At 70.5% G+C, this 24406-nt stretch carries 21 protein-coding genes; 6 read left to right on the top strand and 15 right to left on the bottom strand.

What is annotated here, in order from left to right:
- Positions 1-19: 19 nt before the first annotated feature.
- A complete protein-coding gene (locus tag HDA39_RS43555; protein ID WP_184803967.1) occupies positions 20-2422 on the bottom strand; it encodes a protein kinase domain-containing protein in 2403 nt (800 codons plus the stop codon).
- A 150-nt stretch (positions 2423-2572) separates the two neighbouring features.
- Positions 2573-4009, bottom strand: coding sequence for an adenosylhomocysteinase (ahcY, locus tag HDA39_RS38900; RefSeq protein WP_184803964.1), 1437 nt, complete (start codon positions 4007-4009; stop codon positions 2573-2575).
- 136 nt (positions 4010-4145) lie between these two features.
- Between ahcY and HDA39_RS38895 the strand changes: the two genes are divergently transcribed.
- Positions 4146-4514 (top strand): helix-turn-helix domain-containing protein, encoded by a 369-nt coding sequence (locus HDA39_RS38895; protein ID WP_184803961.1) that lies wholly within the window; start codon positions 4146-4148, stop codon positions 4512-4514.
- A gap of 251 nt (positions 4515-4765) precedes the next feature.
- On the opposite strand, the gene HDA39_RS38890 is transcribed toward HDA39_RS38895, so the two are convergent.
- From HDA39_RS38890 to HDA39_RS38855, 8 genes are all read right to left on the bottom strand, one after another.
- Positions 4766-5725, bottom strand: coding sequence for a cation diffusion facilitator family transporter (locus tag HDA39_RS38890; protein WP_184803958.1), 960 nt, complete (start codon positions 5723-5725; stop codon positions 4766-4768).
- 39 nt (positions 5726-5764) lie between these two features.
- Positions 5765-7069, bottom strand: coding sequence for a mannose-6-phosphate isomerase, class I (manA, locus tag HDA39_RS38885; RefSeq protein ID WP_184803955.1), 1305 nt, complete (start codon positions 7067-7069; stop codon positions 5765-5767).
- Positions 7070-7212: 143 nt separating this feature from the next.
- On the bottom strand, positions 7213-8289 hold the full coding sequence (locus HDA39_RS38880; RefSeq protein ID WP_184803952.1) for an SIS domain-containing protein: 1077 nt from the start codon (positions 8287-8289) through the stop codon (positions 7213-7215).
- Positions 8289-8495, bottom strand: a complete 207-nt coding sequence (locus tag HDA39_RS38875; protein WP_273482680.1) for a Trm112 family protein — start codon at positions 8493-8495, stop codon at positions 8289-8291. Before HDA39_RS38875 ends, HDA39_RS38880 begins: the two co-directional genes overlap by 1 nt.
- Positions 8495-9883: a phosphomannomutase/phosphoglucomutase gene (locus tag HDA39_RS38870; RefSeq protein ID WP_184803949.1), complete on the bottom strand. Its 1389-nt coding sequence runs from the start codon at positions 9881-9883 to the stop codon at positions 8495-8497. Before HDA39_RS38870 ends, HDA39_RS38875 begins: the two co-directional genes overlap by 1 nt.
- 230 nt (positions 9884-10113) lie before the next feature.
- Positions 10114-10845, bottom strand: a complete 732-nt coding sequence (locus HDA39_RS38865) for a ThuA domain-containing protein (protein WP_184803946.1) — start codon at positions 10843-10845, stop codon at positions 10114-10116.
- A complete protein-coding gene (locus HDA39_RS43995; RefSeq protein ID WP_184803943.1) occupies positions 10838-11926 on the bottom strand; it encodes a Gfo/Idh/MocA family oxidoreductase in 1089 nt (362 codons plus the stop codon). The genes HDA39_RS38865 and HDA39_RS43995 overlap by 8 nt, the downstream gene beginning before the upstream one ends.
- A gap of 212 nt (positions 11927-12138) precedes the next feature.
- Positions 12139-12546, bottom strand: a complete 408-nt coding sequence (locus HDA39_RS38855; RefSeq protein WP_184803940.1) for a DUF3499 family protein — start codon at positions 12544-12546, stop codon at positions 12139-12141.
- A gap of 31 nt (positions 12547-12577) precedes the next feature.
- On the opposite strand from HDA39_RS38855, the gene HDA39_RS38850 reads away from it, so the two are divergent.
- Positions 12578-13024, top strand: coding sequence for a metallopeptidase family protein (locus HDA39_RS38850; protein WP_337926074.1), 447 nt, complete (start codon positions 12578-12580; stop codon positions 13022-13024).
- Position 13025: 1 nt separating this feature from the next.
- On the opposite strand, the gene HDA39_RS38845 is transcribed toward HDA39_RS38850, so the two are convergent.
- The 4 genes from HDA39_RS38845 to HDA39_RS38830 all read right to left on the bottom strand — a co-directional run bounded on the left by HDA39_RS38845 (position 13026) and on the right by HDA39_RS38830 (position 19675).
- A complete protein-coding gene (locus HDA39_RS38845) occupies positions 13026-14504 on the bottom strand; it encodes a DUF5719 family protein (RefSeq protein WP_184803937.1) in 1479 nt (492 codons plus the stop codon).
- A 40-nt stretch (positions 14505-14544) separates the two neighbouring features.
- Complete coding sequence (locus HDA39_RS38840; RefSeq protein ID WP_184803935.1) at positions 14545-17457, bottom strand: glycosyltransferase family 2 protein; 2913 nt, start codon at positions 17455-17457, stop codon at positions 14545-14547.
- A 231-nt stretch (positions 17458-17688) separates the two neighbouring features.
- A complete protein-coding gene (locus HDA39_RS38835) occupies positions 17689-17940 on the bottom strand; it encodes a WhiB family transcriptional regulator (protein WP_020389877.1) in 252 nt (83 codons plus the stop codon).
- A 343-nt stretch (positions 17941-18283) separates the two neighbouring features.
- Complete coding sequence (locus HDA39_RS38830; RefSeq protein ID WP_184803932.1) at positions 18284-19675, bottom strand: hypothetical protein; 1392 nt, start codon at positions 19673-19675, stop codon at positions 18284-18286.
- Between the two features lie 138 nt (positions 19676-19813).
- On the opposite strand from HDA39_RS38830, the gene cofD reads away from it, so the two are divergent.
- The 4 genes from cofD (at position 19814) to HDA39_RS38810 (ending at position 23222) form a co-directional block, all read left to right on the top strand.
- The gene (gene cofD, locus HDA39_RS38825) at positions 19814-20791 is read left to right on the top strand and encodes a 2-phospho-L-lactate transferase (RefSeq protein ID WP_184803929.1); all 978 of its coding nucleotides are present in this window, start codon (positions 19814-19816) and stop codon (positions 20789-20791) included.
- Entirely contained in the window at positions 20788-21762 is a 975-nt protein-coding gene (locus HDA39_RS38820) for a coenzyme F420-0:L-glutamate ligase (protein WP_184803926.1), read from the top strand. The genes cofD and HDA39_RS38820 overlap by 4 nt, the downstream gene beginning before the upstream one ends.
- 135 nt (positions 21763-21897) lie before the next feature.
- Positions 21898-22566 carry a DUF3105 domain-containing protein gene (locus tag HDA39_RS38815; protein WP_238356264.1) on the top strand — a complete coding sequence of 223 codons (669 nt, stop codon included), beginning with the start codon at positions 21898-21900 and terminating at the stop codon, positions 22564-22566.
- Between the two features lie 155 nt (positions 22567-22721).
- On the top strand, positions 22722-23222 hold the full coding sequence (locus tag HDA39_RS38810; protein ID WP_184803920.1) for a hypothetical protein: 501 nt from the start codon (positions 22722-22724) through the stop codon (positions 23220-23222).
- A 72-nt stretch (positions 23223-23294) separates the two neighbouring features.
- Here the strand turns inward: HDA39_RS38810 and HDA39_RS38805 are convergent, their stop codons facing one another.
- Complete coding sequence (locus tag HDA39_RS38805) at positions 23295-24392, bottom strand: mannose-1-phosphate guanylyltransferase (protein ID WP_184803917.1); 1098 nt, start codon at positions 24390-24392, stop codon at positions 23295-23297.
- Between the last annotated feature and the right edge of the window lie 14 nt (positions 24393-24406).

The raw sequence follows: 24406 nt of genomic DNA, 5'->3' as shown, positions 1-24406 counted from the left end.
GCCCTACGGCCCCTAGGCCTCAACTGGCCTTGATCCACCGATAAACACTCCCCTGCTGACGGCACTCCACCCGAGTGCCGTCAGCAGTCGTCTCCTGACTCCCCGCTTCCTGCCACCCACAAGCTCCCCCCAAAGTCACCGCCGCATTAGGCACCCGAGTCACCGGCCCAGTCGGCACCACCGGCGGCGTCCCCGAAGGCGTCTGACTCGGAGCCACCGAAGACTCCCCCGACGACGGCGTCCCCCGCTCTGGCCGCCCCTCCAGCAACAACCCAACTCCCACACCCGCTACCACCAACACCCCCACAGCCCCCATCAACACCCGCCGCTTCCCCCACCCCGACGCCGCTCCACTCCCCGCGGCTCCCGCCCCCGTCCCAGCCACCGACTCGGACCCCACCCCCACCTGAGCGTCAGCCCCCACTCGCCCGTCCGCGCCGACCCCCGACCGCACACCCGTTCCAGCCCCCGCGCTCTCGGTTGATCCGTACGACGCACCCGGCTGCCCGTCCGCAGCCGGTGCCCCTGGGTACTCGCCCGCACCCGCCCCAGCACGCCCGTTCTCCCGCCGTCCAGCAGCTGACTCGCCCGCCACCCGCGACTCGTGGGCCACACCCGGCGCACCTGCTGCCAGGTGTGCGTCAGCCCCCGGCCGCACACCCGTTCCATTGCGCGCACTCTCAGCCGACCCGTACGACGCACCCGGCTGCCCGTCCCCACGCGGCGTCCCTGACTCCGGGTACTCACCCGCACCCGTCCCAGCAGGCGGGTTCTCCCGCCGCCCGGCAGCGGACTCGTCCGCCACCCCCGGCACACCTGCTGCCGGGTGAGCGGCAGTCTCCGGCCCTACAGCCGCGCCAGTGCCAGCGCCCTCAACCGACCCGTACGACGCACCCGGCTGTCCGTCTGGACGCGGCGCTCCTGACGCCGGGCTCTCGCCCGCACCCATCCCGGCACGCCCGTCCTCGCGCCTACCAGCAGCCGACTCGTCCGCCACCCTCGACTCGTCGGCCACACCCGGCGCACCTGCTGCCCGGTCCGTCTCCGACCCCACACCCGTTCCAGCACCCGCGCCCTCAACCGACCCGTACGACACACCCAGCTGCCCATCGGCACGCGGCGCCCCTGACCCCGAGGACTCGCCGGCACCCAATCCCACACCCGTCCCAGCACGCGGGTTCTCCCGCCGCCCGGACACCAACTCGTCGGCAATACCCGGCACACCTGCAGCCAGGTGTGCGGCAGTCTCCTGCCCGACACTCGTTCCAGTGCCAGTGCCAGTGCCAGTGCCCGCGCCGGTGCCGGTGTCGGTGCCCTCGAGCGTCCCGACCGCCGACTCGTACGGCGGACCCGGCTGAGCGGCAGCACCCGGGCCGCCCGCTTCCGCGTGCACCTCAGGACCCAACGCCGCAGCGCGAGCGTTCACGATCGAGCCGACCGCAGGCTCGTACGGCGTACTCGGCTGAGCGCCCGCACTCGGCGCGTCTGCTCTCGGCTGGGCGTCCGTCCCACCACCCGCACCAGCGTGAGCATCCGGGCCCGGCTCCGCGTCTGCCTCAGCGGGTGTGCGACCTGTGAGGTGCTCATACGCCGACGGGATAGGCGGGAGCTGATCGAAGACCTCGATCGGTTCTTCGTCCGGGGTTCTGGCCGGAGTCTCGAAAGGCTGGGACAAAACAGCCGCGAGCGCCGCCAGGGCGGACTCGGCGGTCGGGCGGTCGGCGGGGTCGGCTGCCAGGAGCGGCTCGATCAGACCCCAGAGCGGGGTCGGGCGGATCGGAGCCGGAAGGGGATGCGTGGTTGGCGGCTCTTGCCCGGTGAGGAGCTGCCAGCCGGTGACTCCTGCGGCGTACACGTCCTGCGCGGCAGCAGGCGGGGCGCCCGCGTGGGTTTCCGGCGCGAAGTAGCCGGGGGTGCCGATCAAGGCGCCCTGGTGCGTGAGGCGTGGTTCGCCGAGGGAGAGGGCGATGCCGAAGTCGCTCAGGCGGAGGATCGGCGGCTGAGTGCCGGTGGCTTCCAGGAGGAGGTTGGCCGGTTTGACGTCACGATGGACAAGACCGGCGGCGTGCACCTGGACGAGAGCGCTGAGCAGCTGCGCGAGAAGCTCAGCGGCGTACCGATCCGGCAGAGAGCCGAAGTCGGCGAGCAGGTTGCTGACTGCTCCTCCACCGACGAGGTCCATCGCCAGCAGGGCTTGGTCGTCGTCGGCGGCCCAGCTGTACGGGCTCAGGATGTTGGGGTGGTCCAGCCGCAACCCCTGCTCGCGGACGAAGCGCAGCAGCGCGCCGGCATCCCGCTGGCGCAGGACCTTCGCCGCGCAGAAGCGTTCCAGCCGGCGGTCCCACGCCCGCCAGACCGTTCCGGTCCCACCCGCCCCGATCGGGTCGATCAGCTCGAACCGTCCGGCGAACACGTCCGCCACCAGCGGTCCTCCTCTCACCCGGTCCGCCATACCTTGCCAGCCCGACCGGGTCCCCCGCGAACCAACCGTCCACAGGCAAGACGGCGCGAGGCGCCTCACCCGAGTGGGTGAGGCGCCTCGCGATCAACCTGTACGGCGTACTGAAGGAACTCAGTAGCGGTAGTGGTCCGACTTGTACGGGCCCTCGACCGGGAGGCCCAGGTACTCGGCCTGCTCCTTGGTGAGCTCGGTGAGCTTCACGCCGAGCGCGCCGAGGTGCAGGCGGGCGACCATCTCGTCGAGGTGCTTGGGCAGCACGTAGACGTCGGTCGGGTACTCGGCGGTCTTCACGAACAGCTCGATCTGCGCCAGCACCTGGTTGGTGAAGGAGTTCGACATCACGAACGACGGGTGCCCGGTCGCGTTGCCGAGGTTCAGCAGCCGGCCCTCGGACAGGACGATCACGGTGTGACCGTCGGCGAAGCGGAACTCGTCGACCTGCGGCTTGATGGTGACCCGCTCGACACCGGCGGTCTTGTACAGGCCGGCCATGTCGATCTCGTTGTCGAAGTGGCCGATGTTGCCGACGATGGCCTGGTGCTTCATCTGCGCCATGTGGTCGGCGGTGATGACGTCCTTGTTGCCGGTCGTGGTGACGAAGATGTCGGCGATCCCGACGACGTCCTCGAGCGTGGTGACCTGGTAGCCGTCCATCGCGGCCTGCAGCGCGCAGATCGGGTCGATCTCGGTCACGATGACCCGGGCGCCCTGGCCGCGCAGCGACTCCGCGCAGCCCTTGCCGACGTCACCGTAGCCCGCGACGACCGCGACCTTGCCGCCGATCAGGACGTCGGTGGCGCGGTTGATGCCGTCGATCAGCGAGTGGCGGCAGCCGTACTTGTTGTCGAACTTCGACTTGGTGACCGAGTCGTTGACGTTGATCGCCGGGAACAGCAGCGAGCCGGCCTTGTGCATCTCGTACAGCCGGTGCACACCGGTGGTGGTCTCCTCGGTGACACCCTTGATGCCCTGGCCGATGGTCGTCCACAGCTGCGGGTCCTCGGTCAGCGTACGGGTCAGCACGGACAGGACGACCGCGTACTCCTCGGACTCCGCCGTCGACGGGTCCGGCACGGCGCCGGCCTTCTCGAACTCGGTGCCCTTGTGGACCAGCATGGTCGCGTCGCCACCGTCGTCGAGGATCATGTTCGGACCCTCACCGCCCGGCCACTTCAGCGCCTGCTCGGTGCACCACCAGTACTCCTCCAGCGTCTCGCCCTTCCAGGCGAAGACCGGGACACCGGCCGGCGCGTCGGCCGAGCCCTCCGGGCCGACGACGACCGCGGCGGCCGCGTGGTCCTGGGTGGAAAAGATGTTGCAGGAGACCCAGCGCACCTCGGCACCGAGCGCCGTCAGCGTCTCGATCAGGACGGCGGTCTGGATGGTCATGTGCAGCGAGCCCATGATCTTCGCGCCGGCCAGCGGCTTGCTCTCGCCGTACTGGGCGCGCATCGCCATCAGACCCGGCATCTCGTGCTCGGCGAGGCGGATCTCCTTGCGACCGAACTCGGCGAGTCCGAGGTCTGCCACCTTGTAGTCGAACGTCATACGGTTGCCGCTCCCTGAGGGTGTCGGTTGGTGAAGTGTCGATTGGTGAAGGCTTCGCCGATGAGGCTAGCGGTAAGGCGACCCTGTGTGACCTACCGGGTAGGCGTTCCTGACAGCTAAATGTCAAGATGTCGCCATGCGCATCACCGAGGCCGCCAAACTGCTGGGCACCACCGCGCGGATGCTGCGCTACCGCGAGACCCTCGGCCTGCTCCCGCGGACCCGCACCAGCCGAACGGCCCAGCGCCAGTACGACGACCGCGACCTCGCCGCCGTCAAGCTCGCCCTCGAGCTCGAACACCGGTACGACGTGACGCCGGCCGCCCTCGCCTTCGCCCTGAAGGCGCTGGCCGAACCGTCGGTCGCCGCCGACCTCCGCAACCTCGGCTACCGCACCGGCCGCCTCACCACACCCCCGAGCCCCGCCGAGATCGACCGCGAACGAGCCCTCCGCTGGCTCGGCCGATCGGGTGTTCTCCCACCCCCAGCCCACCGCCCCCGCTGACCGGGAAAAGGGAGGGGCAGCACGGCCCGAAGCGCCAGGCCCCACCGACGTCCGCTCCCCCGCCCTCACCAGGAAACGTGGCTCCCGCCGCCAGGCCCCGCCGACGTCCGCACTCCCACCCCACACATAGCGCGGCCAGCGGCGCCGGCCGCGTCGACTGCAGATACAGGTAGCCGAGCCCGTCCCGCGGTTCCCGCCTTCAACGACAGAACCGCCGGTCGCTGGGCGACCGGCGGTTCTGTTGTTCGTGCTCAGTGCGAAGGTGCCCCCGGCGCTGCCGGGCGTTCTTCCCGGACGTAGCCCTCGACGTAGATGTCCGGCTCCAGGTAGATGTGCTGCGACATCGGCTCGGCCTCGCGGACGGCGGCCTCGGCGGCGTTGATCATCGCGGCGACGGCCGCAGCGTCGGCGCCGGACTCGACGGCGACCTTGGCCGCGACCAGGACCTCTTCGGGGCCCAGGTGCAGCGTCTTGATGTGGATCAGCTTCTGGACGCCGGGGACGTTCTCGATCGCGGCGATGATCTTCTGCTGCGCCTCGCGGGTCGCGGACTCGCCGAGCAGCAGGGACTTCATCTCGATCGCCAGGAAGATCGCGACCACGACCAGCAGGACGCCGATCGCCATCGAGCCCGCGCCGTCGAACACACCGTTGCCGGTGGCAAGGGTCAGGACGACGCCGATCAGCGCCAGCACCAGGCCGGTCAGCGCGGCGAAGTCCTCGAGCAGGATCACCGGCAGCTCCGGGGACCGCGCGTTGCGGATGAACCGGGACCACGACACGTGCCCGCGGACCTTGTTCGCCTCGACGATCGCGGTCCGGAACGAGAACGACTCCATGATGATCGCGGCCACCAGCACGACGACCGGGACCCACTTCCAGTTGTCGATCCCGTGCGGGTCGTGGATCTTGTGGTAGCCCTCGTACAGCGCGAACAACCCGCCGACGCTGAACAGCACGATCGCCACGATGAACGAGTACACGTAGCGTTCCCGGCCGAAGCCGAACTGGTGCAGCTCGTCGGCCTGGCGCTTGGCCCGCTTGGCGCCGACCAGCAGCAGCACCTGGTTGCCGGCGTCGGCGAGCGAGTGGATCGCCTCGGCCAGCATCGAGGCCGACTGGGTCAGGCCCCAGGCGGCGAACTTGGTGATCGCGATTCCGGTGTTCGCCAGCAGTGCCGCGACGACGGCCTTGTTACCGTCACCAGCCATGTCGGTCAGTCCTCCAGCAATTCAGGGGGGCTAGAAAAGTCAGCGAGCGGACACGACGAACGCCGTGCCGGAACCACGCAGGCTACAGGGTCCCTCGGGTCCTGCGAGGAACGCCGACTGACCACCGGACAACGCTTCGGTCTCGTCGGTGCCCTCGGCACCCACCGTGACCTCACCGTCCACCACCGCGACGATCCGCGCCCCTTCGGCCGGTACGACGACAGCGTCGCCGGTAAGGTCCACCCGCCGTACGGCGAAGTACGGGCTGCCGGTCTCGTACGCCGTCACGCCGGGCGCGACGGAGACCCCCTGCAACAGCGGGTCGGCCAGCGGCTCGAAGTCGATCACCGAGACCAGCTCCGCGACGTCGACGTGCTTGCTGGTCAGGCCGCCCCGGAGCACGTTGTCCGAGTTGGCCATCACCTCGAAGCCGGTCCCGCGCAGGTAGGCGTGCACGTTCCCCGCCGGCAGGTACACCGACTCGAAGCGCTCCAACCGCACCCGATTGAGCAGCAGGGCGGCGAGCACCCCAGGATCATCGGGGAAGTCCAGGGCAAGCCGGGCCAGCGTCTCCGCCTCGACGAAGAACTCCCCGCCACCGGAGGAGCCGGTGGCGGCGGCGGAGCCGGTGGCCGTGGCGGGGGTCGAGCCGGTGGCGGCGGCGGAGCCCGTGGCCGTGGCGGGGGCGGAGCCGGTGGCCGTGGCGGGGGCGGACGATCGGTTGGCTGCGACGTACCGGTCGCAGGCCTCGCCGAGCGCGGCAACCAGCGGACGGATCGCGTCCCGGTCGCTGCTCATGAACTCGGTGAAGGCCTCGCGCAGCTTGCCGTCGCGCAGCGCCGCGGTCAACTCCTCGAGACCCTTGGGGTCGAGCGCTTCGAGCAACGCGACCGTCCGGTCCAGCGGCCGGAAGCCGACCAGCGCGTCGAACGGCTCGAGCGCGATCAGGATCTCCGGCTTCGGCCAGGAGTCCTTGTAGTTGCGGTCGCCCGCGTCCCGCGGGATGCCCGCCTCCTCGTCGCGCCGGTACCCGTCGACGGCCTGCTCGGGCGACGGGTGCGCCTGGATCGACAACGGCTGCGCGGCGGCCAGGATCTTGGCCAGGAAGGGGAAACGGCCGTCGAACTGCTCGGCCGTCTTCGCGCCCAGGACCTCGGACGGCGCCGCCGACACCAGGTCGTACAGCGAGTCTCCCGACGGCAGCACCGACGGCGCCGACTCGTGCGCGCCCATCCACAGCTCGGCCTGCGGCTTGCCGTCCGGCGAGACCCCGAGCAGCGCCGGGATCGCGGTCGGCGATCCCCACGCGTAGTCGCGGATCGTGTTGGTCAGTCGAACTACCACGCCGTCACCCAAGCCCTCGCCAACCCGTGCCCCGAACGCCGGCCGCCGCCACGGACCGCCGGCCCATCACCCGACCGCCGCCGGTCGACCGGATGTCGCCGGTCGAGCCGGCAGGAACTGCAGACCGAATCCATGGCCGTCACTCACCAGGCCGGGTCGACGGCCGGGTTGCCCGGGACGATCGGGGTCTCGGTCGCTTCGGTCCCGTACCGGCCCAGACCGATGCCCAGGTACGCCGCGGCGTACCGGCCGTGCTGGGTCAGCGCCGCGTACCGCGCGATGTCCGTGCCGCTGGCCTGGGTGACCACGTGCACGCGGACGTCGTTGCGCTCCGCCTTCTCCTCGAGCTGGCGGCGGTGCTCGGTCACACCGGGGTCGTCGACGCCGTCGTCCAGGATGACCAGGCCGGGGCGCAGGTCGTCCGGCTGGTCGAACGGGTCGGCGAACAGGTCACGCGGCGGCTGGTTCAGCACGGGCAGCAGGTGCCCGGCGTCGGCGGCGAGCGCCGGACGGCCACTGGCCAGCCGGAGCGCCTCGACGACACGACGCGCGGCACGGGCGGCGAGAACGGATCCGCCCCAGACCAGCGGCATCGCGTCGGCCAGCATCAGCGACAGGTCCTTGGCCGGGTTCGACGCGACGTCGTTGTTCGGCGAGCACTCGATCGCGACGTCGTCGAGCAGCGTCGCGACGGCCTTGGCGTCGACGACCGGGCCGAGCTCCATCTGGTGCAGGCCCTGCAGTACGGCGACCGCCGCGGCCAGCTGGTCGTCGGACTGCGACGGCAGGCGGATCGCGTGCCGCGAGCCGGCTGAGGCCTGGGCGATCGGCGAGTCCGCCGGGCAGGCGACCATCAGCCCGCTGCCGCGTCGTACGGCCTCGGACGCGGCGGACATGGCCTCCTGGTCAGCGGCAGTGCCGCCGAGCACGATCACCAGGTCGAGCGGACCGGTCCAGCCCGGAAGGCCAGGGCCGGGCCACGCCACGAACGGCACCGGGCAGACCGGCTCGAGCACCGCACGCACCAGGCGGGCGTCCCGGCCGGCCGCGACGATCGCGCGCGGGCGGAAGCCGTCGGAGTCGAGCTTCGACAGCACCTCCTCGGCGGCGTCGATCTCGGCCCGGACGCGGGCTCCGGCACCGGCGAGCCGACGCAGCAGGTGGTCGGTCGCCTCGAGGGCGGCAGGATCGTCCAGCCGCGAGTCGTCGAAGGAGCTCATCAGTGGGTTTCGGCCTCTTTGGTCTCACGGGCTTCGTCGATCAGCAGCACGGGAATGTCGTCGCGCACCGGGTAGGCCAGCGCGCAGCCGGCGTTGGTGCAGATCAGCTCGTTCGCCTCGTCGTCCACGCGGAACTCGGAACGGCACTTCGGACAGACCAGTATGCTGAGCAGATCGGGGTCCAGGTTCATCTTGGGCGCAGCCATCAGTTCTTCTCCTCCACCGGTGCACCGGTGATCAGGGCCAGTACTTCGTCCCGGACACGCTCCATGGTGGCGGCGTCCCCGGCCTCGACATTCAGCCGCAGCAGCGGCTCGGTGTTGGACGCGCGGACGTTGAACCACCACTGTCCCGCGTCCACCGTCAGACCGTCCAGATGGTCAACGGTAGTCCCGTCCCGGCCGCCGTAGGTGTCCTCGATCGCGGCGACCGTGGCGGCCGCGTTCTCGACCCGGCTGTTGATCTCGCCGGACGCGACGTACCGCTCGTACTCCGCGAACAGCTCGCTGGCCGGCTTGTCCTGCTCACCTAGCGCGGCCAGCACGTGCAGCGCGGCCAGCATGCCGGTGTCCGCGCGCCAGAAGTCGCGGAAGTAGTAGTGCGCCGAGTGCTCGCCCCCGAAGACGGCGTCGGTCTCGGCCATCTGCTGCTTGATGAACGAGTGCCCGACCCGCGCCCGGACCGGCGTCCCGCCGTGCTCGGCGATCAGCTCCGGCACCGCCTTGGAGGTGATCAGGTTGTGGATCACCGCGGAGCCGGGGTGCTTGGCCAGCTCCCGTACGGCGACCGCGCCGGTGACCGCGCTCGGCGAGATCGGCAGGCCCCGCTCGTCGATGACGAAGCAGCGGTCGGCGTCGCCGTCGAAGGCGAGCCCGAGGTCGGCGCCGGCCTCGACGACCTTGGCCTGCAGGTCGACCAGGTTCTTCGGGTCGAGCGGGTTGGCCTCGTGGTTCGGGAAGTTGCCGTCGAGCTCGAAGTACAGCGGCACGATCTCGACCGGGCCGGTGGCGAAGACGGCCGGCACGGTGTGCCCGCCCATCCCGTTGCCGGCGTCGACGACGACCTTCAGCGGCCGGATGCCCGTCAGGTCGACGAGGTCGTTCAGATGATCGGCGTACGCCGTCAGCAGGTTCTTGCGGGTCACCTTGCCGGGTGCCGGGACGCTCGGGATCGGCTCGTCGACGGTCTTGGCGACCAGGTCCGCGATGTCGCGCAGCCCGGACTCCGCGCCGACCGGCGAGGCGCCGGACCGGCACATCTTGATCCCGTTGTACTTGGCCGGGTTGTGGCTGGCGGTGAACATGGCGCCGGGCAGCTGGAGCCGCCCGGACGCGAAGTACAGCATGTCGGTCGAGGCCAGGCCGATGTCGATCACGTCGACCCCGGTACTGGCCGCGCCCTCGGCGAACGCGGCCGCCAGCGCCGGGCTCGAGGGACGCATGTCGTAGCCGATCACGACCGCCCCGGGACCGGCGAGCACGTCCAGCACCTCGACGAACGCGGCACCGGTCGCCCGGGCCACCGCCTCGTCGAACTGGTCGGGGACGACCCCGCGTACGTCGTACGCCTTGAAGATGGCAGCTACGTCAACCATGAGCGGACCCTATCCGGCCCTGGGCGTGCCCTGCTCACCAGGCACGCCCAGGCTGTGGACTAGGGGGTGTCTGGCAGCTCCGCGCCGTAGCGAGCAGGTGCTCGGCGCGGTAGCTCGGCGTGCTGGAGTGAAGGGTGGCGATGCGCAGCATCGTGCCCTTTGCTCCAGTGCGGCGAGGTGCCGTGCCGAGTGCCGCGCAGTAGGCGGGGAGCTGCCAGACACCCCCTAAGTCAGTTCTCGAACCAGCCGGGGGTCTTGCGGTGGTGCACCGTGGGCAGCTGGCGAGGGCTGGTCGGGGCGGCCCAGCGGACTGCGTTGCCGAGGATCGTCTGGACTCCCGGCTGGTGGTACGTCGGGTACTCCTGGTCGCCAGGGCGGAAGTAGAAGACCCGGCCCTGGCCGCGGCGGTAGCAGCAGCCGGAGCGGAACACCTCGCCGCCGGAGAACGAGCTGACGAACACCAACTCGTCCGGCTGCGGGATGTCGAACAGTTCGCCGTACATCTCCTCGCGCTCGATGACCAGCGGGTGCGGGACCCCCTGCGCGATCGGGTGCCCGGCGGCGACGGTCCAGAGCAACTCGCGGTCGTTCTCGGAGCGCCAGTCCAGCGAGCAGGTCGTCCCCATCAGCTTGATGAAGATCTTCGAGAAGTGCGCCGAGTGCAGCGCGATCAGGCCCATCCCGGACAGCACGTGCTGCTGGACCCGGTCGACGATCGCGTCGTCGACGTCGCCGTGCGCGGCGTGACCCCACCAGGTGAGCACGTCGGTGTCGGCGAGCACCTCCTCGGTCAGGCCGTGCTCCTCCTGCTGCAGCCAGGCGGTCCGGACGGTGACGTCGTCGCCGAGCTGCGCGCGCACGGCCGCGGCGATCGTCTCGTGCATCGTGTCGGGGTAGACCTTCTGGACCGACGGATCGCGCTGGTCGTGGACGTTCTCGCCCCACACCGTGACGTTAACCATTGAGCACTACCTCTCGTCCCGCCTTCGCCGAGGCGTAGCAGGCGTCGATGACCTGGGTCCGGAGCAGAGCCTCCGAGCCGTTGTGGGCAGTCCAGTCGCCGGCCCGGACGATCGCGACGAACTCGCTGACCACCGCCCGGTGACCGAGTCCGGCACCGGTGGCCGGACGGACCTCGGCCGGTACGCCGCCGACGTCGGTGAAGATCCGCAGCGTGTCGGTGGTGGTGTAGTTCTGCACCTCGATTTTGGCGCCGCCCTCGGTCCCGAACAGCTCGATGCCGAAGTTGTCACCGGGAGCCCGGTACGTCGCCCAGCTGGTCTCGAGCTGCAGCGCGCCGCCGCCCTCGAGCCGCAGGTACGCCGTCGCGAGGTCCTCGACCTCGAACTTCGAGCCGAGCGTGTCGACGGTCGGCCGGATCGTGCTGCTCGCGCTGCCCCGGCCGCGCGGGCCGAGCTCGGCGAACGTGTCCGCCGTGACGGTGGTGATGGTCGGCTCGTTCAGCAGGTGCAGCGCCAGGTCGAGGATGTGCACGCCGAGGTCGATCAGCGGGCCACCGCCGGACAGCTCGCGGTTGGTGAACCAGCCGCCCATGCCGGGGATGCCGTTGCGGCGCATCCAGTGCGCCTTGGCGTAGTAGATCCGGCCGAGCTGGCCCTCGTCGATCTGGTGCTTCAGCGCCGCCACGTCGCCGCGCTCGCGGTGGTTGAAGATCACCTTGAGCACCTTGCCGGCCTTCTTCGAGGCCTCGACCATCGCGAGCCCCTCGTCGACCGTGCGGGCCAGCGGCTTCTCGCAGAGCACGTGCAGCCCCTGCTCCAGCGCGGCCAGCGCGATCGGGGCGTGCAGCTGCGTCGGCGTACCGATGCTGACGGCGTCCAGGCCGTCGTCCTGCAGGAGGTCCTCCCACTTCTCGTAGAGATGCGGTACCCGGTGCTTCTCGCCGAGCTCGGCCAGGATGTCCTTCTCCAGCCCGGCCAGCGCCACTACCTCGACATCCGGCAGCTCCGAGAACGCTTCGAGTGCGGTCCGCCCGGCAAAGCCGAGACCGACCACTCCGACCCGTAGTTTTTGATCGTTCACAGGTCAGGAGTCTTGTCAGTACCTGACGACGCGGTCAACCTCATCCCACGCTACGAAACACGTTCGAACAACAAACCCGATGTTCCACGGCATGCAACGTCCGAAGAATCCGCATCCGTCCGAAGAACCGTGCGCTATAGCCTCGGGTTCTTCGGACGCGTCGAAGTTCTTCGGACGCATCGGGCCGGGGGCCGGGGGCCGGGGGCCGGGGGTCAGCCCTGTTCGGTGTTGCCCTGGTTGTGCGTGTTGCTCGGGTCTTGGAGCATCCGGAGGTGCCCACGCCGGGCGACCTCGACCGGCGCGCCGGGGGTGGTCGAGCCGGGGCGGCCGGTGTCGCGCGGCGGCAACGGCCGGGCGGCTTCCCGTACGGCGTTCGCCAGCGCTTCGAGGTCGTCGGACGAGGGACCCGCCGCGGCGGGATCCGGAGCGAGCCGGATCACTTCCCAGCCGTTCGGCGCGGTCAGCCGGTCGGCGTGGTCGGCGCAGAGGTCGTAGCAGTGGGGTTCGGCGTAGGTGGCCAGCGGGCCGAGGACGCAGGTGGAGTCGGCGTACACGTACGTGAGCGTCGACACCGCCGGCCGGTGACAGGCGGCGCGCGAACAGATCCTGGCGATGCTCACGACCAGACGTTACCCCCACTAGGCTGAGCGCGTGACCGAGGCTCGCCGTCATCGCAGACACATCGACCGGCACGGCCGGGGCATGCTCGGGCCGATCAGCCGGCCGAGCAGCTTCGCGCCGCGCGGACTGCCGCTGCAGCGCTCGACCGCCGCGCAGTTCGACGAGGTGGTCGCGATCGAGGTGACCCGGCTGGAGAAACGGCTGCCGCAGGTGGTGGCCCGGGTCGAGTTCGCGATCGAGGACGTGCCGAACCTGGACGCCCACGCGGGCGAGATCCCGCTCACCCACTCCACCGGCGGTACCTCGCACGAGCCGTACCGGATCGTCGTCTTCCGCCGCCCGATCGAGCTCCGCGCCGAACGCTCCGGCGCCGGACTCGCCTGGCTGGTCCGCTCGGCGCTGGTGCTCGAGCTGGCCGACGTACTGGCGTTGTCGCCGGAGCAGATCGACCCGGACTTCGACGCCGAAGAGGACTGACTTACTTCAGCGCGGCGCCGACGTCGGGCTGGGCGCCCAGCTGAGCGCGGAAGACCAGTGAGGTCGTCAGCGGCCAGACGGCGACCTGCGGCACGTCGTCCTCGTCCGGCTTGGCCGGCGGCATCAGCGTCACACCGGCGACGATGTCCCCGCGCAACTGCTCGACCATCAGGTACGTCGGCCTGGCCTGCGGCTTGAACGTGATCAGCGTCGTCGCGCCACCCACCAGATCCACCGACCGTGCCTGGACCATCTTGTTCGCCGCGTCCCGCAGCTCGAACTTGACCCCGGCCGTCTCCCCCGGCGCGGTCACCTGCAGCACGGCCGGCTGCTTGTGCGCCGGGATGACCAGGTACGCCGGGCCGCGCAGCGGCTCGGTCGCGCCGATCGACGCGAACTCCCGGACGGTCGAGTCGGTCACCCGCGCCGACGCCGTCACCGGCTGGTCGGACGTGATCGTCACCGCGGACGCGTCGCCGTGCAGCACCTTCTCCAGCCGGATCACCTTCACCGACCCGGCCGGGATCTGCATCGTCGACAGCCCGGCGGGCTTGAACGGCCCGTTCGGCCCGTTGACGGTGAGGTTCGCCGTGGCCTGCAGGTCGGTCGGGTTCGCGACCGTCAGGATCCGGACGCCGCCCCCCGGCGCGATCGCCGGTACGACGACCTTCTCCGCCGGGGTGGCCGACTGGTTCAGCCAGTCCACACCGGCCGGGATCTTGCCGTTCGTCGCGTTGTCGCGGACGGCGGGAGCGACCCGGCCGCCGGTCGACTCGACGTGCAGCGCCAGATCGCGCTGACCCGCCGCGACCTGGCCGAGGTAGATCTCGGTGGTGCCCCGCGCCGGGACGACGACGCCGCGCGCGTTCGGCGCGTCCAGCTGCCCGGCGGGCCCGTACAGGGTGACGTCGACCTCGGCGTTGATGCTGTCCAGGTTGGTCAGGACCAGGACGTCGCGCCGGCCGGTCGCCCCGGAGGCACCGACGAACCAGAAGTCCGACCCCGGTACGACGCACGGAGCGCTGGCCATGCCGCGGTTCACGCCCTCGGGCGCGGTCGTCGTGACGGTCGCCGCCGTACCGGCCGCGAGCGGGCCGGTGCCCTGGATGCCGAGGGTCGCGAGCTTGCTGGTCGGTGCCGTGGTGGCGATCCGGCCGCGGGCGAGCACCGAGCCGACCGGGTTCGCGGTCGTGTCCAGCGGGGCGATCGACAGCGGCGCCTCGTCACCGGACGCGGTCGGGGTGTCTTCCGGAAGCGTCGGAGCGACCGCGCTGACCAGGCTCTGCGTCTTGACGCCGGCGCCCAGCACCGGGCAGGCCAGAGCCGTCCGGTTGACGACCGTCCGGGCGGGCTCCTCGACGCCCTCGGCGCGGGTGGTGGCCGCCTTGGGCTTGGTCACCACGCCGACGCCGCCGGCCAGGGCCAGCGCGAGCACGCACGCGCCGATCCGGAACTTGAGGTCGGACAGCAGGCCGGTCACGAGCTCCTCCGGGCGTGAGCGACGAGCGCGTGGTGGCGGTTCACGAGCTCCTCCGGGCGTGGGTGCCGTGCGGTACGGCGACGGTCCGCCGGGCGCTCGGCAGGCAGAAGATCAGGGCGATCAGCCAGGCGATGATCCCGAGCACCCGCCACAGGCTCCGGACCGTGGACTCGACCGGGGTCTTGCCCTCGATCTTGGTCCGGTCGACGAGCCAGGACGCGTCGTTGTCGGCGGCGCTGGCCCTGGTCAGGCCGGGCAGCGAGTCCAGCGTGGACATCAGGGTCGGGTCGACGGGCGCCGGCAGGTACACGTAGTCGACGGCGAGCGCGGCGAGCTGCCGCCCTTCCTCACCCGTGCCACCGCCGCCGAGCGCGGACAGCACGTCCGTGATCGGCTTGGTCTGCTCGGGTTTCGGGGCCGCCTCGAGCGCGCCCATCCGCGGCCCGCCCTCCCGGACCAGCGAGAACCGGGTCGCGCTGGTCGGGTCCTTGCGCACGACCAGGATCGACGCGTTCTGCGGTGGACCTTGCGAGGAGACCAGGTACGCCGGGAGGTCCTGCGCCGGTCCACGCCACAGCGGCCCGTCGTCACCCCGGACGAGCCAGAAGCCGGCCGTCACGACCGAGGCCACCAGCACCACACCCAGCACGCCGCGGGCGATCAGGTCGGACGACTTGCCGACCGAGTCCCAGGCGACGGTGACGGTCATGATCCAGCCGGCCGTCATGAGGAACATCAGCGGACCGCTGCCGCCGCCGAGCCGGCTGGCGATCAGAGTCCCGGCCAGTCCGGCCAGTGCGGCGAACCAGCCGACCAGCTCGTACCGCTGGCGGGTCTCGCGGGTCAGCGCCAGCAGAGCCACCAGGATGAGCGGTACGGCGAACCACCAGGGCGCGGGTGCGCCGACCGGCGTACCGGTGAGGAGGTTGGCCAGGCTGTCGCCCGGGCCGACTCCCGCGGTCGGCGGGCCTCCGGCCTCTTGGCCGAGGCGTGACGGGTGCAGCACCAGCTGGATGGACCAGGGCAGCACCAGCAGCAGACCGAGCACCACCGAGAACACCAACTGCCGACCCTGCCGGCGCCAGCCCAGCCCGAGCACGGCTCCGGCGGCCAGCGCGATGCCGACCAGCAGACCAAGCGCCGGAGTGAAGGCGAACAGGACGGCCTGGCAGATCCCGGCGAACCACGCGGCGCGCCAGCTGCCCTGGATGACCACGCGCCGACGCCGCGCGACCGTGTGCACGGCCGCGCCGAGCAGCGGCAGCACGATCGCGGCCACCACGGTCCCGATCCGGCCCTGCGAGATCGCGCCGTTCGTGAACACCGCCAGCCCGTACGCCGAAGCGCCCCACGCCCTGGCGACCCGGTCGACCACGAACGCCCGCAGCAACGCCCAGGCCGCCAGGGCGGCCAGCGGGATCGCTCCGAGCAGCAGCACGTTCGTCGCGCCGGACGGGCCGAAGGTGACCGTCGACAGCGCCCAGAACTGCGCCAGCCAGGCCGGCGGCGTGACGCCGTCCGGTGCGGCGGCGGCCGCGTGCCACAGGGACGCGAGACTCTCGTGCGGGGGAAGCATCAGGTTGGAGCGGAGCACACCGCCGCCGATCAGGCCGCGGGAGGCGACGATCGCGCCGATCGCGAGCACGACCCACGCGACCAGGAACGGCCGGCGGATCAGCTGCCGGCGCCAGCGCGGCTGGTCGACCGCGACCCGGGCCGTGCTCTTGGCCCGGCGGGCCGAGGTCGGCGCCTGCTCCTCGGGTTCGTCGGCCCAGGCCTCGCGCAGCCGCTCGGTGATCGTGCTTCCGGTCTCCTCCAAGTTGTGCCGCAGAGCGTGCACGGACCGGGAGAACAGGCCCTTGAAGTCGTCGTACGGGACCTTGTCGAGGCGGCGACGATCCTTGCGGGCCTGGGTCCAGCCGCCGGCCAGCACCGTGCCGAGCAGGGCGGTCCACTCGTCGACCGCGCCGGACGGCGTCTTGCCGATCAGGAACCAGGCCGAGCGGACGACCGTACCGATCAGGAAGCGCAGGATCAGCAGCGGCAGCAGCTTGCCCGGCGCGTTGGCCAAGACGGTGTAATAGGCGTGCGCGCGGTCCAGCTGGTACGCGTGCCGGCGGGTGCCGGCCAGTGCGCGCTCGCCGGTCGCGGCGGCCTGTGCGTGGTAGATGACCGCGTCCGGCGCGACACCGACGCGGAAGCCGGCCCGACTGGCCCGCCAGCCGAAGTCGAGGTCGTCGCGGAACATCGGCAGTCGCGGGTCGAAACCGTGCAGCGTCTGCCAGACGTCGCGGCGGACCAGCATGCCGGCCGAGCTCACCGAGAGCACCTGCCGCGGCTGGTCGTGCTGGCCCTGGTCCAGCTCACCGGCCTCGATACCGGTGTCGCGACGGCCGCCGAGCGACGTGGTGACGCCGACCTCGAGCAGTTCGCGGTCGCGCGGCCAGAGCCGCAGCTTGGGTCCCCAGATCCCGGTCTCCGGCGACATAGTGGCCTGGAGCAACAATTGTTCGAGCGCCTTGGGGGCCGGCGCGCAGTCGTCGTGCAGCAGCCAGAGCCACTCGACGACCGGGGTGTGGCCGTCGTCGCCGTACGGGCCGACCGCGGACGGGATCGGCGCGAAACCGACCGTTTCCAGGCCGCGGGTGACCGCCGTACCGAAACCGGTGCGGGCGGACAGGCTGACCACCGGCTCGACGCCGGGCATCTCGGCCAGCAGCTGGGCGGTGTCGTCGGTGGAACCGGTGTCGATCGCGATCAGCCGGTCGGGCCGGCGGGCCATCGCCCACAGCGCCTCGGTCAGGCGGGGCAGCCAGGCGGCGCCCTCGTGCCCGACCACGACGGCGGTGACGACGTGCCGGACCGGCGCGCGACCCATCGGGTCGTGGGTGAGTCCGGTCGGGAAGTCGACGGCGTCGAAGAAGTCCCAGCCGGCCGGAGCTTCGGGTTCCATCAGGAGCGCTGCACCTCAAGGGGAAGGATCGGCCTGCCACGGCCCGGAGGTCACGGCGAGGACTCACCTTACGCGAAGTGCGAAGGGCCTCCTACACAGCCGCGGGCCCCGGTGGACAGAGTCCGGCCGGGGCCTCACGCGGAAGTCTTGTTCGGTTGTTTTGCTACTGACCGGCGGTCGACGGCGGGGTGGCAGGGCACCACGCCCGTCGGTCCGTAGGTGCCTAGGTCTCTAGACGGCCTTCTTCTTCAGCTTGCGGCGTTCCCGCTCCGACAGCCCGCCCCAGATTCCGAAGCGCTCGTCGTTCTGCAGTGCGTACTCGAGGCACTCGCCCCGGACGTCGCACCCGAGGCAGACCTTCTTCGCCTCGCGAGTGGATCCGCCTTTCTCCGGGAAGAAAGCCTCTGGGTCGGTCTGGGCGCACAGCGCCCGTTCCTGCCAGTTCGGCTCCTCCTCGATCGCCTCACCGTCGACAATCGCCATCAGCGTCTCTGTCACGGTACGACCTCCTCGACCCTGTTCGTTCCCCTGTACATGTGAAGTTTGCGGTTCCACATGCCTGACCTCGTCCGTCCTGCGCTCTGCAACGGTCCCCGATACCGAGTGTCCAACGAACGACACGGTTGAAATTACATTCCTGCAATCCACGAAAGTCAAGCCGTGGTCTGCTATTGGCGGTATCCGCAACACGGCTGCAAAAGAACGAGAGGCCTGTGTGCACAGGCCTCTCGGACTCTTCACTGCGGTGTCAACCACCGAAAACCGATCCAGGACCGGTACGATCCGGCCGCGCGGGAATGCGTTGTCCGCCCGGCCGGGCCGTCGATCAGGACGGCTGCGACCACCAGCCCTGCTGGCCGGCCTGACCCTGACCGCCCGGCTGCTGCGGCTGGTCGTCGTCCTTCGGGTCGTCGGCCTGCGCGTCGGAAACCCGCGGATCCACGCGGGTTTCGTCGGCCGCGTCGGCGTCCGGCTGGGCCTGCGGCGCGGCGGCCGGTGCGGCCTCCTCGCCCTGCCAGGTCTGGCCACCCTGCTGCCAGTTCTGGTCCGACCAGCCCTGCTCGCCCGCGGCCTGACCGGCCTCGTGCTGCGGCTGCTCGGCTACGTCGTGAGCGGCAGCCTCGTGCAGACCGGCGTCGTGCTGACCGGCCTCGTGCTGGCCTGCGTCGTGCTGACCGGCCTCCTGCTGACCGACCTGGTGCTGGGCCGCCTCCTGGCCCTGCCACTCGGGCTGACCCGGCTGGCCGTACTGCGCGGCGTCGGCGCCACCCCACTGCTGCTGGCCGGCGTCACCGCCCCACTGCTGCTGCTCCTGCGGCCACTGCTGGCCCTGCGCGTCAGCGCCGCCCCACTGCTGCTGGCCCTCGGGGCTCCACTGCTGGGTCGGCTCGACGCCCTGCGCCTCGGCGGCGGACCAGGCCTGCTGGTCGCCCTGCTGCTGGTCGTCACCGGCGGACCAGGCTTGCTGCTGCTGGCCGGCCTCGGCGCCACCCCACTGCTGCTGCTCCTGCGGCCACTGCTGGTCGCCCTGAGCAGCCGCGTAACCACCGGCAGCACCCGCGGCCGCACCGGCCGCGGCGCCCGCGCCGTACTGGCCGTACTGCGGCTGGCCCTGGCCCTGGTCGTACTGGTTGCCGTAGGCGCCGTACTGCTGGCCCTGCTGGCCGCCGTACTGGTTGCCCTGCTGGCCACCCTGCTGAGCGCCGTACTGGCCGCCGTACTGGCCCTGGCCCTGGCCGGCGAACTGGCCCTGCTGGGCCGGCTTCGGGACGCGCACCGGGGCGGGCAGCGTCTGGAAGGTGTTGAGGATGTAGTAGCCGGAGGCGCCGTACAGGGCCAGCCCACCGAGGCCGACCAGGAAGCCGGCGATCTTCGGGCCGACGTCGCTCGACGAACCGAACACGGCGAAGACCGTGATCAGCAGGACCAGCGTGGCCAGGCCGACGACGATCAGCGCGGCCAGCGCGACGGTCCGGGCGTTCTGGGTGCGCTCACCCGCTTCCGCCACCAGCCACACCGCGACGGCGGGCGCCGCGGCGAGCAGCAGTCCGGACAGCTCGAGCGGGGTGAGGACGTTGCGTACCCCGCTGGCGGAGGCGGTGAACCCGGCCCCGCCGACGAACAGCTGGAGCAGCGAGGCCAGGGCGACCAGCCCTGCGAAGGCGAGAAGGATGTACGCGACCGGCTCTCTGAGCTTCTTGGTTGCGTCGGTGACCACGAGGGCTCCTCGGGATGTTGGGGGCCGTGCGTTATTCAAGGCATCTGACGGATAACACACTTCGGAAACAGTTTCAGACGCATGGCAGCATAGTCGTGCGGTGGCTCGTCCGATTGACGACTCGTGCAGACTCTTCCCATGCGATTGACAGTGCTGGCCGGTGGCATCGGCGGATCCACCTTCCTGCGCGGCCTGCTGAAGGCCCGCCCGGACGCCGACATCACGGTGATCGGGAACACCGCGGACGACATCACGCTGTTCGGCCTGCGGGTCTGCCCGGACCTGGACACGGTGATGTACACCCTCGGCGACGGGATCTCCAAGGAGCGCGGCTGGGGACGTGAGGACGAGACCTGGGTGATCAAGGAGGAGCTCGCGGCGTACGGCGTGGAGCCGGCCTGGTTCGGCCTGGGCGACCGGGACGTGGCGACCCACCTGGTCCGGACCCAGATGCTGGACGCCGGGTACGGGCTGAGCGCGGTCACCGAGGCGCTGTGCGCCCGGTGGAAGCTGCCCGTGCGCCTGCTGCCGATGAGTGACGACCGGGTCGAGACCCACGTCGTGATCGACGCCCCGGACAGTCCCGGGGCGAAGAAGGCGATCCACTTCCAGGAGTACTGGGTCCGCCTGCACGCCGAGGTGCCCGCGCACCAGATCGTCCCGGTCGGCTCGGAGAAGGCCAAGCCCGCGCCCGGCGTACTGGAGGCCATCGCGAGCTGCGACGTGCTGATCCTGCCGCCGTCGAACCCGGTGGTCTCGATCGGCACGATCCTCGGCGTCCCCGGGATCCGCGAGGCGGTCCGGGACACCCCGGCCCCGGTGATCGGGCTCTCGCCGATCATCGGCACCGGTCCGGTCCGTGGGATGGCCGACAAGGTGCTGGCGGCCGTCGGCGTCGAGTCGACCGCGTCCGCCGTCGCTCGGTACTACGGCGCCCGCGCCCGCGACGGCGTGATCGACGGCTGGCTGATCGACACCTCCGACGCCGCCCAGCTCGACTCGATCGCCGGGGCCGGAATTCACGCCCAGGCGGTGCCGTTGTGGATGACGGACGAGACCAAGACCGCGGCGATGGCCGACGCGGCCCTGAGCCTGGCGGAGGCAGTACGGCGATGAGGAAGCACCTGGAGATCTTCGCGGTCACCGGACTGCCGGAGATCGCGGCCGGGGACGACCTGGCCGGACTGATCGGCGAGGCGGCCGACCTGCGGGACGGCGACGTGCTCGCGGTGACGTCGAAGATCGTCAGCAAGGCCGAGGGACGCCTGACGCACTCGACCCGCACCGAGGCCGTGGACGCCGAGCTGGTGCGGGTCGTCGCGCAACGTGGAGAGACCCGGATCGTGCAGACCCGGCACGGGCTGGTGATGGCCGCCGCGGGGACCGACACGTCGAACACGGCGCCGGGGACGGTGCTGCTGCTGCCGGTCGACCCCGATCTGTCGGCCCGTGAGCTGCGCGCCGCGCTGAAGGCCCGGTACGACGTGAACGTGGGCGTCGTGGTCACGGACACGCTCGGGCGGCCCTGGCGGGTCGGTCAGACCGACCTGGCGATCGGGGCGGCCGGCGTACGGGTGGTGGAGGATCTGCGCGGTTCGACGGACTCGCACGGGAACGTGCTGGCCGTCACGGAGCCGGCCGTGGCCGACGAGATCGCGTCGGCGGGTGAGCTGGTGAAGGGCAAGGCCGACGGCGTGCCGGTCGCCGTACTGCGGGGGCTATCGGACGTCGTACTGGCGATCGGCGAGGACGGGCCGGGGGCGCGGGCGCTGGTGCGCGACGCGGAGAACGACATGTTCAGCCTCGGGACGCGGGAGGCCGCGCGGGCCGCCGTACTGGAGCGGACGCCTCCTGGCGGGCCGCGCGAGGTGGACCCGGCGCTGTGGGACGGGCTGCTCGCGGACGACGTGGACGTGCACCTGGAGGTGCTCGAGAGTTCCGTCGTCGTCTTCGGCGAGAACCAGGTCGCGGTCGGCCTCATCGCCGAGAGACTGGCCGTTCTCCTGCACGCCGAGGGCTACGGCGTCGCCGTCCGGACCGGTTCGGGTAGTGAGGCCACGGTCACGTTCGGCTCACGGTCGGACTAGTTTTCTAGGCAACCTCTCAGGCTGGCTGCGTACACTGCATCCGCACGGCGGCGCTGGACCGCCCGGATCGGAAGACCAATCACTGTGGGTAAAGCGTCGTCGCAGAAGCAGTCGCGCCGCGAGATGGTAGAGAAGATGCAGCGGGACCAGGCCCGGTCCGACAAGCGCCGCACCCTGCTCATCGTCGCGGCCTCGATCGTGGTCGGCCTGGCGATCATCGCCTACCCGGCGATCAAGCTGATCCAGGACTCCCGGACCCGCGACCAGGCCCTGTCCTCCTTCGGCACCGCCGCCTCCGGCGCCTCGTGCGACAAAGTCGTCGACGACAAGGCGAGCGGTACGCAGATCCACGAGCCGGACGGCAAGCCCATCATGTACCCGGTGTCGCCGCCCTCGTCCGGCCCTCACTACGCGACGTGGGCACCGTTCGGCAAGAAGTTCTACACCACCAACGACCGCCCGCCGGTGCCCAACCTGGTCCACAACCTCGAGCACGGCTACACGATCCTGTGGTACCGCGACACCCTCCCCCAAGACCAGATCGACCAGATCGAGCAGATCTCGAAGGCGAAGCTGCCCGACTCCTCGCTCGGCAAGTTCATCGCGGCTCCCTTCAAGGAGACCGACGGTGCCGCCTGGCCGGAAGGCAAGCAGGTCGCCTTCTCGCACTGGAGCGGCAACGCCCAGGGCCAGACCACAGCCCTCGGCCACCGCCAGTTCTGCGCCTCGGTCTCCGGCGAAGCCCTGACCCAGTTCATGGACAAGTACCCCGCCCTGGACGCCCAGGAGCCCAACGGCGGCTGACCTGGACTGATCTACGAAGGGCTCTCACGCTGCGCCTGGGCGTCTTGTCTTTGGTGCCTTTGATGATTTGCAGATTCGTGCAACTTTGCGCTGGAGCCATCTATGGGTGCGTGGCCGGGTCTACACTCAATCCCGTCGATTCAAGGGAGACACACGTGATGAAATACGCCCTCAAGAAATTTGTCGAGGCAGGCATCGCAGCACTGCTCATATCTGCGATTGGAGTCACGCCAAGCTCAGCGACCACGGCGGGCTGGACCGTTTACTACAGGTCCGAACTGCCTTATTACCCGAGATGCGCAAGTGGCCAGGCAACCTACACCATCTACTCGGGCCCTTACGCAGGCTCCGGCAAATGTGGTACAGGCCACACGAACGTATACTGGCGAAACGGTGATGTCCAGCGCCAGCACACGTTCGTGATCGCCCCGGGCGGATCGGCGTGGAACGCGGTGCATACGATGAACTGGCGGACCGGCGTCACGATCTCCGCCTCAGGTTGGAAAAGCCTCGGCGGCGCCAATCTCACTCAAGGCATCCACATACCTTGGGCTCCAAATCCGTCTTTCGTCAACCTTGTGGGCGGGACTACCACCGGTGGCCAGTTCTGCAACCAATTGCGGAACAACGCCTGGACCGGTTGGTTTGGCTGCTAATTCGGAACTGCTTGCCGGAGCGCACGATCCCGACAGGATCGATGACATTCTCCTGCTGTACGGCGTACGGGCTCAGACGTAGCGTTCGGCGTGGTCGGACTGGACCTGGGCTACCAGGTCCTTGACGCGTTCGCCGTCGGCCAGGGGGCAGACCATGGTGACGTCGTGGGTGTGGACGATGATGTGGCCGCGCAGGCCGACGGCGGCGATCAGGTGGCCGGGGTCGTCGGTGACGATCACGTTGTCGTTGGAGTCGAGCAGGCAGCTGAGCGCCGAGCCGTCGTGACGGTTGCCCTTGGCATCGACCTCGTAGGTGCCGGCCAGGGCGGCCCAGGAGCCGACGTCGAGCCAGTGCACGGGCATCGGGACGACCACCACGTCGGCGTCGACCTTGCCCTGCGAGGCCGGCTCCATCACCGCGTAGTCGACCGAGATCTTGCGCAGCTCCGGGTAGATCTGCGCCAGTGTCGCGTCCCGCTCGGGGGTGTCCCAGACGGAGGCGACCTGCCGTAGCTGCGCGGCCGACTCGGGCAGCAGCGCGTCGAGCACGCTGAGCACGGTCTCGGCGCGCCAGACGAACATGCCGGAGTTCCACCAGAACCGCCCGGTGGCCAGGTACTCCTCGGCGGTCGCGCGGTCCGGCTTCTCGCGGAACCGGTCGACCACGTACGCCGCCGTCCCGTCGATCGCGTCGCCGCGTTCGACGTACCCGAGCCCGGTGTGCGGGTGGGTCGGCTCGATGCCGAACGTCACCAGCGACCGCGGCCGCTGCTCGACCAGCTCGAACCCGGCCTCGATCGCCGTGCGGAACTCGTCCTCGGGCGTGATCAGGTGGTCCGACCCGACGATCGCCAGTACGGCGTCAGGGTCGTTGCGCGCCACCACCGCCGACGCGAGCCCCACCGCGTTCGCGGTGTCGCGCCCGACCGGCTCGCCGATGATGTTGTTCTCGCCCAGCTCGGGAAGCTCTTCCCGCACCAGGTCGGTGTGCGCCGCCACGGTGCAGACGTAGATGTTCGCCGGGTCGACCAAACCGGTCAGCCGGTCGTACGCCACTCGCAGCAACGAGTTCCCCGCCGCCAACGGCAGCACCTGCTTGGGCTTGTCCGCCCGGGACAACGGCCACAACCGAGTCCCCGACCCACCGGCCAGAATCACCACGTTCCGCATGAGGAAGAACCCTA

The sequence above is a fragment of the Kribbella italica genome, from assembly GCF_014205135.1.
Taxonomy (GTDB): Bacteria; Actinomycetota; Actinomycetes; order Propionibacteriales; family Kribbellaceae; genus Kribbella; species Kribbella italica.
This window is presented reverse-complemented; position numbering and strand designations above follow the sequence as displayed.

What these genes read in the sequence shown, in the direction of transcription:
- ahcY (WP_184803964.1), bottom strand. Translation starts at nt 4,009, where the DNA reads ATGACGTTCGACTACAAGGTGGCAGACCTCGGACTCGCCGAGTTCGGT.
- HDA39_RS38895 (WP_184803961.1), top strand. Translation starts at nt 4,146, where the DNA reads ATGCGCATCACCGAGGCCGCCAAACTGCTGGGCACCACCGCGCGGATG.
- HDA39_RS38890 (WP_184803958.1), bottom strand. Translation starts at nt 5,725, where the DNA reads ATGGCTGGTGACGGTAACAAGGCCGTCGTCGCGGCACTGCTGGCGAAC.
- HDA39_RS38880 (WP_184803952.1), bottom strand. Translation starts at nt 8,289, where the DNA reads ATGAGCTCCTTCGACGACTCGCGGCTGGACGATCCTGCCGCCCTCGAG.
- HDA39_RS38875 (WP_273482680.1), bottom strand. Translation starts at nt 8,495, where the DNA reads ATGGCTGCGCCCAAGATGAACCTGGACCCCGATCTGCTCAGCATACTG.
- HDA39_RS38870 (WP_184803949.1), bottom strand. Translation starts at nt 9,883, where the DNA reads ATGGTTGACGTAGCTGCCATCTTCAAGGCGTACGACGTACGCGGGGTC.
- HDA39_RS38865 (WP_184803946.1), bottom strand. Translation starts at nt 10,845, where the DNA reads ATGGTTAACGTCACGGTGTGGGGCGAGAACGTCCACGACCAGCGCGAT.
- HDA39_RS38840 (WP_184803935.1), bottom strand. Translation starts at nt 17,457, where the DNA reads ATGGAACCCGAAGCTCCGGCCGGCTGGGACTTCTTCGACGCCGTCGAC.
- HDA39_RS38835 (WP_020389877.1), bottom strand. Translation starts at nt 17,940, where the DNA reads ATGGCGATTGTCGACGGTGAGGCGATCGAGGAGGAGCCGAACTGGCAG.
- cofD (WP_184803929.1), top strand. Translation starts at nt 19,814, where the DNA reads ATGCGATTGACAGTGCTGGCCGGTGGCATCGGCGGATCCACCTTCCTG.
- HDA39_RS38820 (WP_184803926.1), top strand. Translation starts at nt 20,788, where the DNA reads ATGAGGAAGCACCTGGAGATCTTCGCGGTCACCGGACTGCCGGAGATC.
- HDA39_RS38815 (WP_238356264.1), top strand. Translation starts at nt 21,898, where the DNA reads ATGCAGCGGGACCAGGCCCGGTCCGACAAGCGCCGCACCCTGCTCATC.
- HDA39_RS38805 (WP_184803917.1), bottom strand. Translation starts at nt 24,392, where the DNA reads ATGCGGAACGTGGTGATTCTGGCCGGTGGGTCGGGGACTCGGTTGTGG.